At 66.9% G+C, this 10055-nt stretch carries 10 protein-coding genes; 8 read left to right on the forward strand and 2 right to left on the reverse strand.

Going from position 1 to position 10055, the window contains the following annotated elements; translation table 11 throughout:
- Nucleotides 1-41: 41 nt before the first annotated feature.
- Together WT24_RS00415 and WT24_RS00420 are read right to left on the reverse strand one after the other, a co-directional pair.
- The gene (locus tag WT24_RS00415; RefSeq protein WP_059504550.1) at nt 42-1589 is read right to left on the reverse strand and encodes a sensor histidine kinase; all 1548 of its coding nucleotides are present in this window, start codon (nt 1587-1589) and stop codon (nt 42-44) included.
- A 17-nt stretch (nt 1590-1606) separates the two neighbouring features.
- Complete coding sequence (locus WT24_RS00420) at nt 1607-2335, reverse strand: response regulator transcription factor (protein WP_006497347.1); 729 nt, start codon at nt 2333-2335, stop codon at nt 1607-1609.
- A 188-nt stretch (nt 2336-2523) separates the two neighbouring features.
- Here WT24_RS00420 and recA point away from each other — a divergent pair, with 188 nt between their 5' ends.
- From recA to WT24_RS00460, 8 genes are all read left to right on the forward strand, one after another.
- Nucleotides 2524-3594, forward strand: a complete 1071-nt coding sequence (gene recA / locus WT24_RS00425; protein WP_059504553.1) for a recombinase RecA — start codon at nt 2524-2526, stop codon at nt 3592-3594.
- Complete coding sequence (gene recX / locus WT24_RS00430) at nt 3594-4457, forward strand: recombination regulator RecX (protein WP_060030395.1); 864 nt, start codon at nt 3594-3596, stop codon at nt 4455-4457. Before recA ends, recX begins: the two co-directional genes overlap by 1 nt.
- A 145-nt stretch (nt 4458-4602) precedes the next feature.
- Entirely contained in the window at nt 4603-5211 is a 609-nt protein-coding gene (locus WT24_RS00435; protein ID WP_059504556.1) for a DUF2889 domain-containing protein, read from the forward strand.
- 68 nt (nt 5212-5279) lie between these two features.
- Nucleotides 5280-6446: an ADP-forming succinate--CoA ligase subunit beta gene (sucC, locus tag WT24_RS00440; RefSeq protein WP_006477915.1), complete on the forward strand. Its 1167-nt coding sequence runs from the start codon at nt 5280-5282 to the stop codon at nt 6444-6446.
- Nucleotides 6447-6592: 146 nt separating this feature from the next.
- The gene (sucD, locus tag WT24_RS00445) at nt 6593-7474 is read left to right on the forward strand and encodes a succinate--CoA ligase subunit alpha (protein WP_006477916.1); all 882 of its coding nucleotides are present in this window, start codon (nt 6593-6595) and stop codon (nt 7472-7474) included.
- 157 nt (nt 7475-7631) lie between these two features.
- Nucleotides 7632-8336, forward strand: coding sequence for a TerC family protein (locus tag WT24_RS00450; RefSeq protein WP_034208295.1), 705 nt, complete (start codon nt 7632-7634; stop codon nt 8334-8336).
- Nucleotides 8337-8438: 102 nt separating this feature from the next.
- Nucleotides 8439-9035, forward strand: a complete 597-nt coding sequence (locus WT24_RS00455; RefSeq protein ID WP_060030397.1) for a pilin — start codon at nt 8439-8441, stop codon at nt 9033-9035.
- A 156-nt stretch (nt 9036-9191) separates the two neighbouring features.
- Nucleotides 9192-10055, forward strand: an 864-nt coding sequence (locus WT24_RS00460) for a pilin glycosylation ligase domain-containing protein (RefSeq protein WP_179949297.1), incomplete at its 3' end; no start/stop codon positions are given.

A 10055-nucleotide genomic window follows, 5' to 3' on the forward strand; every position in this document is an offset into this window, starting at 1 on the left:
TTCGACGTGTTTGCGCTGAGCCGCGGCGGCGCGCGTCAGGGTTAATCCGGGGCGGGGGCGGCGAGCGGCAGACTGATGCGCACGAGCGTGCCGGCGAGGCGCGGCGCGTGCTGGTAGACGTGATCGTCGAGCGTCAGCGTGCCGCCGTGCTGCGTGGCGATCTCGCGCACGATCGCGAGCCCGAGGCCGCTGCCGTCGCCTTCGCGGCCGAGGATCCGGTAGAAGCGCTCGACGACGCGCTCGCGCTCGCCGGCCGGGATGCCGGGGCCGGTATCTTCGACTTCGAGATGCACGAGCCGCGCGGCGGGCTCGGCCCGCACGCGCACGGTGATGCGGCCGCCTTCCGGCGTATAGCGGATCGCGTTGTCGACCAGGTTGCCGAGCATCTCGCGCAGCATCACCGGGTTGCCGTCGACATCGAGCGGCGCGTCGTCGTCCGGGCCTTCGTACCCGAGATCCATGCGTTTCGCGAGCGCGGCCTGTACCCAGTCGCGCACCGTGCGCCGCGCGAGCGCGGCGATCTCGACCGGCTCGAACGTGAGCCCGCTCGCGCGGTTCTCGGCGCGCGCGAGCGCCAGCAGTTGCGTGACGAGCCGCGCGGCCTGCTCGGAGCTCGTCGCGATCTGCTCGAGCGAGCGCTGCACGTCGGGCGGCACCGGGTGGCGCAGCGCGAACTCCGCCTGCGTGCGCAGGCCCGCGAGCGGCGTCTTCATCTGGTGCGCGGCGTCGGCGATGAAGCGTTTTTGCAGCGCCATGTTCTGTTCGAGGCGCGCGAGCAGGTCGTTGAACGACGTGACGAGCGGTTCGATCTCGGGCGGCGCGCGCTGCGCCTCGACGGGCGACAGGTCGTCGGGCCGCCGCGCGCGAATGTGCGCCTGCAGCGCGTTGAGCGGCGCGAGCCCGCGCGACAGCCCGAACCAGACGAGCAGGATCGCGAGCGGCAGGATCACGAATTGCGGCAGGATCACGCCCTTGATGATGTCGTTTGCGAGCGCGTTGCGCTTGTCGAGCGTCTCGCCGACTTGCACGAGCACGGGCTGCGCGCCGCTCGCCTGCGGCAGCGCGACCGTCGTATACGCGACGCGCACGTCGTTACCGCGCAGCAGGTCGTCGCGGAACACGACGACGCCCGGCGGCGGGCGGTCCTCGTCGCGCGGCAGCGGCATGTCGGCCTCGCCCGCGACCAGCTCGCCGCGCGTGCCGAGCACCTGGAAGTAGACGCTGTCGATGTTGTCCGCGCGCAGGAAGTCGCGCGTTTGCTCCGGCAGCGTCAGCTCGGCGACGCCGTTGACTGGATGGATCTGCCGCGCAAGCACGTACGCGTTGGTCTCGAGCGCGCGGTCGAACGGGCTGTTCGCGATCGTTTTCGCGACGAGATAGGTGACGGCGATGCTCATCGGCCACAGCAGCAGCAGCGGCGCGAGCATCCAGTCGAGGATTTCGCCGAACAGCGAGCGGGGGCGCGGCGTTTCGGGCGATTCGGTTTCGTCGGGCGGCGCGAACGGGTTCTCGTAGCGCGCGTCGCGCGCCTCGTCGGCAGCCGACGACGGCGAGCCGGTCGGGTGGCGGGAATGGGCCGGCGTGGCCATCGCGGCGCCGCGCGGTGTCAGCGCAGCGGCGTGCCGGCCGCCGCGGGCTGGGGCGCCGCCGTGTCGGCCGGCGTCGCGGGCGCGACCTTCTCGAGGCAATAGCCGAGGCCGCGCACGGTCGAGATCCGCACGCCGCTCGGTTCGATCTTCTTGCGCAGCCGGTGCACGTAGACTTCGATCGCGTTGTTGCTGACTTCCTCGCCCCATTCGCACAGATGATCGACGAGCTGTTCCTTCGACACGAGGCGGCCGATCCGCTGCAGCAGCACCTCGAGCAGGCCGAGTTCGCGCGCGGAGAGATCGAGCACGTGATCGTTCGCGTACGCGATGCGGCCGACCTGGTCGAACGCGAGCGAGCCATGGCGCACGACGGTCGGGCCGCCGCCGGCGCCGCGCCGGGTCAGCGCGCGCACGCGCGCCTCGAGCTCGTTGAGCGCGAACGGCTTGGCCATGTAGTCGTCGGCGCCGAGGTCGAGCCCCTTCACGCGTTCGTCGACGCTGTCGGCGGCGGTCAGGATCAGCACGGGCAGATTGGAATTGCGCGCGCGCAGGCGCTTGAGCACGTCGAGCCCGGACATTTTCGGCAGCCCGAGATCGAGGATCAGCAGGTCGAAAGTCTGCATCGACAGCGCGGTGTCGGCGTCGACGCCGCTCTTCACGTGATCGACGGCATAGCCCGATTGGCGGAGTGACCGGGTGAGGCCGTCCGCGAGTATGCTGTCGTCTTCGGCGATGAGGATTCGCATGTTGCTGACCGATGGCCGGCGGGCGTGCATGCCGGCGCGGCTGTCTCCGAAATTATCCGTGTACAACGCAGCCTGCATTGCGGGCTTGCATAAAACACTGTTTTTTTATACAGTGTCTGCATTCGTGGGCAGCGCTTGAAGCGGGCGCGCCTCTGACAGACGCTGCTCATCATAGCAAAGGACGATTCATGGAAGATAGCAAGAAGGGCTCCGGGATGACCGCCGAGAAGAGCAAGGCGCTGGCGGCCGCACTCGCACAGATCGAGAAGCAGTTCGGCAAAGGGTCGATCATGCGGATGGGCGACGGCGAAGCGGCCGAGGACATCCAGGTCGTCTCCACGGGCTCGCTGGGTCTCGATATCGCGCTCGGCGTCGGCGGCCTGCCGCGCGGCCGGGTGGTCGAGATTTACGGTCCGGAATCGTCCGGTAAAACCACGCTCACGCTGCAGGTCATCGCCGAGCTGCAGAAGCTGGGCGGCACGGCCGCCTTCATCGACGCCGAGCACGCGCTCGATGTCCAGTACGCGTCCAAGCTCGGCGTCAATGTGCCGGAACTGCTGATCTCGCAGCCGGATACCGGCGAGCAGGCGCTGGAAATCACCGACGCGCTGGTGCGCTCGGGTTCGATCGACATGATCGTCATCGACTCGGTCGCGGCGCTCGTGCCGAAGGCCGAAATCGAAGGCGAGATGGGCGATTCGCTGCCGGGTCTGCAGGCGCGCCTGATGTCGCAGGCGCTGCGCAAGCTCACCGGCACGATCAAGCGCACGAACTGCCTCGTGATCTTCATCAACCAGATCCGGATGAAGATCGGCGTGATGTTCGGCAACCCCGAAACCACGACGGGCGGCAACGCGCTCAAGTTTTATGCGTCGGTGCGCCTCGACATCCGCCGGATCGGCTCGATCAAGAAGAACGACGAGGTAATCGGCAACGAAACCCGCGTGAAGGTCGTCAAGAACAAGGTGTCGCCGCCGTTCCGCGAGGCGATCTTCGACATCCTGTATGGCGAGGGCATTTCACGTCAGGGCGAGATCATCGATCTCGGCGTGCAGGCGAAGATCGTCGACAAGGCCGGCGCCTGGTACAGCTACAACGGCGAGAAGATCGGCCAGGGCAAGGACAACGCGCGTGAATTCCTGCGCGAAAATCCGGAAATCGCGCGCGAGATCGAGAACCGCATCCGCGAATCGCTCGGTGTCGTCAGCATGCCCGATGGCGTAGGCAACGAAGCCGAGGCGTTGGACGAAGAAGAGTAATGATTGCGCGCCGAGGTCAGACTGGCGAGCCGGAGGAGCGCGACACGCCCGAAAGGGCGGGGCGCTCCGGCCGGCGAACCGGATCCTCGGGCGCCGACCGGCGCGACGCAGGCGGCAACGACGCGAACCGCACCGCGACGAGGGCATCCGACGATGCCCTCGTTTCGTTTGAGATTGCCGTACCGGACGATCCGTTCGACGACGACGAGTCGTTCGATGCACACGATCGCTCGCGCCGTCGCGTGTCCGGTGTCCGTTTCCCGGGCGATCGCACAGCCGATTCGCCCGCGGCAGAAGATGTCTATACGCGCAGCAGCCAGCATCCGCGCCGTACACGCCGTGCAGCCGGTGCGTCGTCGGGCGCTGCTTCAAGCGACGCGCCGGGCGCCGGCGAGCGCAAGTCGTCGAAGCCGCCGCGCTCGTTGAAGGGGCGCGCGCTCGGCTATCTGTCGAGGCGCGAATACAGCCGCGCGGAGCTCGCGCGCAAGCTCGCGCCTTACGTCGGCGAGGACGAGACCGTCGAGCCGGTGCTCGATGCGCTGGAAAAGGAAGGCTGGCTGTCCGACGCGCGCTTCGCCGAGAGCCTCGTACATCGTCGCGCGTCGCGCGTCGGCGTCGCACGCATCGTCAGCGAGCTGAAGCGACATGCGGTCGGCGACGGTCTCGTCGAAGAGGTGCATGCTCAATTGCGCGAGACCGAATTGACGCGCGCGCAGGCCGTCTGGCGCAAGAAATTCGGTGCACTGCCGCAAACGCCCGCGGAGCGCGCGAAGCAGGCGCGTTTCCTTGCCGCGCGCGGCTTCTCGAGTGCGACCATCGTGAAGTTGCTGAAAGTCGGCGACGATTTCCCGATCGACGGCTGACGCGCCCGGTCGCGCGCGTGGCGCGCGATTTTGCTGCATTGCAACCGCTTCCGGCAGGCGGGAATACCCGCCGTCGCGGCAAACTGTCTCAAATACCCGATATGCTAAAATCCACGGGTTTTCCTCTTCGGCCTCAACCTCCAGCATGCCGCTATCCGAGCCCGTGCCCCGTCAGTTGCGACATCGACGCGCAATCCGAGCGGAAGCCTACGAGCGCGGCGACGGCTTGTGGGACATCGAAGCCTGCCTGACCGACCACAAGCCGCGCGATGTCGCGCTTGCGTCGGGCATCCGGCCCCAGGGCCTGCCGATCCACGAACTCTGGCTGCGCGTGACCATCGATCGTGACCTCAATGTCGTCGACGCCGAAGCGTCTTCGGAATGGGTGCCCTATCCCGGTCACTGTCAATCCGCCCCGCCTGCCTATCGGGCCCTCATCGGGCTCAATCTCTTCCGCAATTTCCGCCGCAACGCGAACCGGCTGCTCGCCGGCGTCGCAGGCTGTTCCCATCTCACCGAACTGTGCGCCGTGCTGCCGACGGCCGCGATCCAGGCGTTCGCCGGTGACGTGTGGAACGTGCGCGAGGAGGGCGGCGAAGGGCCGGCCAATGACGGCGTGCACGCCGAACCGCCGTTTCAGCTCGGCCGCTGCCGAGCGCTGCGATTCGACGGCGAGGTCGTGCGGCAGTACTACCCGCGCTGGTATGGCCCGATTCAGCCGGATCTGCCCGGTGAAGGCAGCACGAAGGAATGAACGGAAATCATTCGAAGAAGCGTCTCAAGCGACATTTCATCCAACTCTCAGACTGAAGGGAATCACGCATGAAGATTCACGAGTACCAGGGTAAGGAAATCCTGCGGAAATTCGGCGTCGCGGTACCGCGCGGCAAGCCGGCGTTCTCGGTTGACGAGGCCGTCAAGGTGGCGGAAGAGCTCGGCGGCCCGGTTTGGGTCGTGAAGGCTCAGATTCACGCGGGTGGCCGCGGCAAGGGCGGCGGCGTGAAGGTGGCGAAGTCGATCGAACAGGTGCGCGAATACGCGAACCAGATCCTCGGCATGCAGCTCGTCACGCACCAGACGGGCCCGGAAGGCCAGAAGGTCAACCGCCTGATGATCGAGGAAGGCGCCGACATCAAGCAGGAACTGTACGTCAGCCTCGTCGTCGACCGCATCTCGCAAAAGATCGTGCTGATGGGTTCGAGCGAAGGCGGCATGGACATCGAGGAAGTCGCCGAAAAGCATCCGGAACTGATCCACAAGGTCATCGTCGAGCCGTCGACGGGCCTGCTGGACGCCCAGGCCGACGACCTCGCCGCGAAGATCGGCGTGCCGGCCGCTTCGATCCCGCAAGCGCGCGCGATCCTGCAAGGCCTGTACAAGGCATTCTGGGAAACCGACGCATCGCTGGCTGAAATCAACCCGCTGAACGTCTCCGGCGACGGCAAGGTCACCGCACTCGACGCCAAGTTCAACTTCGACTCGAACGCGCTGTTCCGCCACCCGGAAATCGTCGCGTACCGCGATCTGGACGAAGAAGATCCGGCTGAAATCGAAGCGTCGAAGTTTGACCTCGCGTACATCTCGCTCGACGGCAACATCGGCTGCCTCGTGAACGGCGCAGGCCTCGCGATGGCGACGATGGACACCATCAAGCTGTTCGGCGGCGAGCCGGCGAACTTCCTGGACGTCGGCGGTGGCGCGACCACCGAGAAGGTCACCGAAGCGTTCAAGCTGATGCTGAAGAACCCGGACCTGAAGGCGATCCTCGTGAACATCTTCGGCGGCATCATGCGCTGCGACGTGATCGCGGAAGGCGTGATCGCCGGTTCGAAGGCCGTGAACCTGAACGTGCCGCTCGTCGTGCGCATGAAGGGCACGAACGAAGACCTCGGCAAGAAGATGCTGGCCGATTCGGGCCTGCCGATCATCTCGGCCGACAGCATGGAAGAGGCTGCGCAGAAGGTCGTCGCGGCTGCCGCAGGCAAGTAAAGAAGCGCCCCCAGACCTGGCGCTATGCGCCAGGCCCCCGGGGGGTCAAGAAAACTTGGGGCGGCCCGGCGTTTTCTTGGCGCGCTAATGAACACGTATGGCGGCGCGGTTTGCACGCGACGCCGATCGAACAGAGGTCAAAATACATGTCGATTCTGATCAACAAGGACACGAAGGTCATCACGCAGGGCATTACCGGCAAAACCGGTCAGTTCCATACGCGCGCCTGCCGTGAATACGCAAACGGCCGCGAAGCATTCGTCGCGGGCGTGAACCCGAAGAAGGCCGGCGAAGATTTCGAAGGCATTCCGATCTACGCGAGCGTCAAGGAAGCGAAGGCGGAAACCGGCGCGACCGTGTCGGTCATCTACGTTCCGCCGGCAGGCGCAGCCGCTGCGATCTGGGAAGCGGTCGAGGCCGATCTGGATCTCGCGATCTGCATCACGGAAGGCATTCCCGTGCGTGACATGATCGAAGTGAAGGACCGCATGCGTCGCGAAGGCCGCAAGACGCTGCTGCTCGGGCCGAACTGCCCGGGCACGATCACGCCGGACGAACTGAAGATCGGCATCATGCCGGGCCACATCCACCGCAAGGGCCGCATCGGCGTCGTGTCGCGTTCGGGCACGCTGACGTATGAAGCGGTCGCCCAACTGACGGCACTCGGCCTCGGCCAGTCGTCGGCAGTCGGTATCGGCGGCGACCCGATCAACGGTCTAAAGCACATCGACGTGATGAAGATGTTCAACGACGATCCGGATACGGATGCGGTCGTGATGATCGGCGAAATCGGCGGTCCGGACGAAGCCAACGCCGCCGAATGGATCAAGGACAACATGAAGAAGCCGGTCGTCGGCTTCATCGCCGGCGTCACGGCGCCTCCGGGCAAGCGCATGGGCCACGCCGGCGCGCTGATCTCGGGCGGTGCGGATACGGCCGAAGCGAAGCTGGAAATCATGGAAGCGTGCGGCATCACCGTCACGCGCAACCCGTCGGAAATGGGCCGCCTGCTGAAGAAGGCGCTGTAATTGTTTCCACTGGGCTCGTCCTGTAAAAAACGCCGGCTTTGCCGGCGTTTTTTGTTATGCTCGCGCAATGAATTCGTAAGCACCGGGCATGCGTCCTGCATGTGCCGGCGATGAACCGGGTCGCCCGCGAGGCGGCCGCCGTCCTTTCCTCACCGCCATGCTCGAATTCCTGACCTCGCTGCACTGGGGCGCCATTCTCCAGATCGTCATCATCGATATCCTGCTCGGCGGCGACAACGCGGTCGTGATCGCGCTTGCGTGCCGCAACCTGCCGGCGAACCAGCGGCTGCGCGGCGTCGTCTGGGGCACCGCGGGGGCGATCCTGCTACGTGTCGCGCTGATCACGTTCGCGGTCGCGCTGCTCGACGTGCCGTTCCTGAAGCTCGGCGGCGGGTTGCTGCTGTTGTGGATCGGCATCAAGCTGATGGCGCCGGCCGCCGACGCGCACGACGACATCAAGCCGGCCGACCGGCTGTGGGACGCCGTCAAGACGATCGTGATCGCCGATGCGGTCATGAGCCTCGACAACGTGATCGCGATCGCCGGCGCGGCCGAGCAGGCCGATCCGTCGCACCGGATCGCGCTCGTGATATTCGGGCTCGTCGTCAGCGTGCCGATCATCGTATGGGGCAGCACGCTGGTGCTGAAGCTGCTCGATCGTTTCCCGGTCGTCGTGGCGTTCGGCGCCGGGCTGCTCGGCTGGATCGCGGGCGGGCTGATCGTGAACGACCCGGTCGGCGACCGCTGGCCGGTGCTCGATACGCCGTCGGTGGTATACGGCGCGAGCATCGCCGGCGCGCTGTTCGTCGTCGCGATCGGTTACGCGCTCCGGAAACGCCGCAGCGTGCCGCACGCGCATTGACGACTGACTGGCCATCCGGCCGACTGCCGGCCTCGCGGCCCGCTGGCTACGATCGAGACGCCTGCCTGTATCGGCAGGCGTTTTTCGTTTCCGGAGCCTGTCATGTTCGAAGCCTTTTCCGTTTCCCTGTTCCGTCGCGTTGCCGCCGATCTCCGGCGCGCGCGTCGGCCGTCGCCGCGCTGGCGGCCGGCCGGCTTCACGCTGATCGAACTGATGATCGTGCTGGCGATCGTCGGCGTCGTCGCGGCCTATGCGATTCCCGCGTACCAGGATTACCTCGCGCGGTCGCGCGTCGGCGAGGGGCTGGCGCTCGCGTCGTCCGCGCGGCTCGCGGTCGCCGACAATGCCGCGAGCGGCGCGAGCCTCGACGGCGGCTATAGCCCGCCTGCCGCGACCCGCAACGTCGAATCCGTCACGATCGACGGCGCGACCGGCCAGATCACGGTCGCGTTCACCGCACGCGTCGCCGCGGCCGGCGCGAATACGCTGGTGCTCGTGCCGTCTGCGCCGGACAAGGCCGATGCGCCCACCGCGCGCGTGCCGCTCAAAAAGGGGGCGATACAGGCGGGCGCGATTGCATGGGAATGCTTCGCCGCCGGCAAGGACGCGTCGTCGCTGCCGGCACCGGGAGCGGGGCCGTTGCCTGGCGCCGCCGCGACGCTGCCCGCGAAATATGCACCGGCGGAGTGCCGCGCGTAAGGCTGGCGCAGAAGGAGGGCGGCCGCGCATGCGGCCCGCCGCCCGCCGATTCGGCCGGCGCGGGCTGCGGCGCCGCGCCGGCTCGCGCAGCGACAGCCCCGCACAGAGCAGGGAAAGTTTTGTATAGTGCGCCGGTTGCTGACATCCGGTTCGCTCATGCCTTCTACTTTTTCCCGTTCGTTGTCGCTCGTTGCGCTGGCTGTCGCCCTGATCGTGCCGTACGCGATCACGAATCACACGTATCCGATCCCGACCTTCTATTCCGAGTTTTCCGCGCTGGTGCTGTATCTGCTGGTGGGCATATCCGTCGTGCTGCTTGCGCGCACCGGCCGGCCGGCCCAGCCGTTTGCCGCGCCGGCTGCGTTCGCCGCGCCGCTCGGCTTCGCGGCGGTGTTGATCGCGCAGGTCGCGCTGATCCCGCTCAAGGTGCCGTCGATGAACTGGCTGGCGGTCGGTTATCTCGCGGCCGCGCTGGTTGCAATGCAGGCCGGCTACGCGCTTGCGCGCGACGGCATGGCGGAAACCGTGTCGCGGATGATGGCCGGTGCGCTGCTCGTCGGCGGCGTGTTCGCGGTCGGTACCCAGATCGTGCAGTTGTTCCACCTCGAGTCGGCCGTGTCGCCGTTCGTCGTGGTGTACAACATCGCAGTCGACCGCCGCCCGTACGGCAACATGGCGCAGGCGAATCACCTGGCCAGCTACATCGCCTTTGCGCTCGCGGGCGCGCTGTATCTGGTGCAGACTCGCCGGCTCGCGGTGTGGGCGTGGCTCGCGCTGTCGCTCGTGCTGTCGGTCGGTCTCGCGCTGACGGTGTCGCGCGGGCCGTGGCTGCAGGTCGCGGTGATGGTCGTCGCGGGCTTCTGGATGGCGTGGGTCGAATCGCGCCGCACACCGGGCAATGCGCGTGCGTGGCTGATACCGGTCGTGCTCGCCGTCGCGTTCGTCGCGGTGAACGTCGCGGTGCGCTGGGCCAACGTGCACTACCACCTGAATCTCGCGGAGTCGGCAGCCGACCGGATG

It is taken from the genome of Burkholderia sp. MSMB1078WGS (genome assembly GCF_001528895.1).
Classification (GTDB): Bacteria; Pseudomonadota; Gammaproteobacteria; order Burkholderiales; family Burkholderiaceae; genus Burkholderia.

What these genes read in the sequence shown, in the direction of transcription:
- sucC (WP_006477915.1), top strand. Translation starts at nt 5,280, where the DNA reads ATGAAGATTCACGAGTACCAGGGTAAGGAAATCCTGCGGAAATTCGGC.
- recA (WP_059504553.1), top strand. Translation starts at nt 2,524, where the DNA reads ATGGAAGATAGCAAGAAGGGCTCCGGGATGACCGCCGAGAAGAGCAAG.
- WT24_RS00455 (WP_060030397.1), top strand. Translation starts at nt 8,439, where the DNA reads ATGTTCGAAGCCTTTTCCGTTTCCCTGTTCCGTCGCGTTGCCGCCGAT.
- WT24_RS00420 (WP_006497347.1), bottom strand. Translation starts at nt 2,335, where the DNA reads ATGCGAATCCTCATCGCCGAAGACGACAGCATACTCGCGGACGGCCTC.
- WT24_RS00450 (WP_034208295.1), top strand. Translation starts at nt 7,632, where the DNA reads ATGCTCGAATTCCTGACCTCGCTGCACTGGGGCGCCATTCTCCAGATC.
- WT24_RS00415 (WP_059504550.1), bottom strand. Translation starts at nt 1,589, where the DNA reads ATGGCCACGCCGGCCCATTCCCGCCACCCGACCGGCTCGCCGTCGTCG.
- sucD (WP_006477916.1), top strand. Translation starts at nt 6,593, where the DNA reads ATGTCGATTCTGATCAACAAGGACACGAAGGTCATCACGCAGGGCATT.
- WT24_RS00435 (WP_059504556.1), top strand. Translation starts at nt 4,603, where the DNA reads ATGCCGCTATCCGAGCCCGTGCCCCGTCAGTTGCGACATCGACGCGCA.
- recX (WP_060030395.1), top strand. Translation starts at nt 3,594, where the DNA reads ATGATTGCGCGCCGAGGTCAGACTGGCGAGCCGGAGGAGCGCGACACG.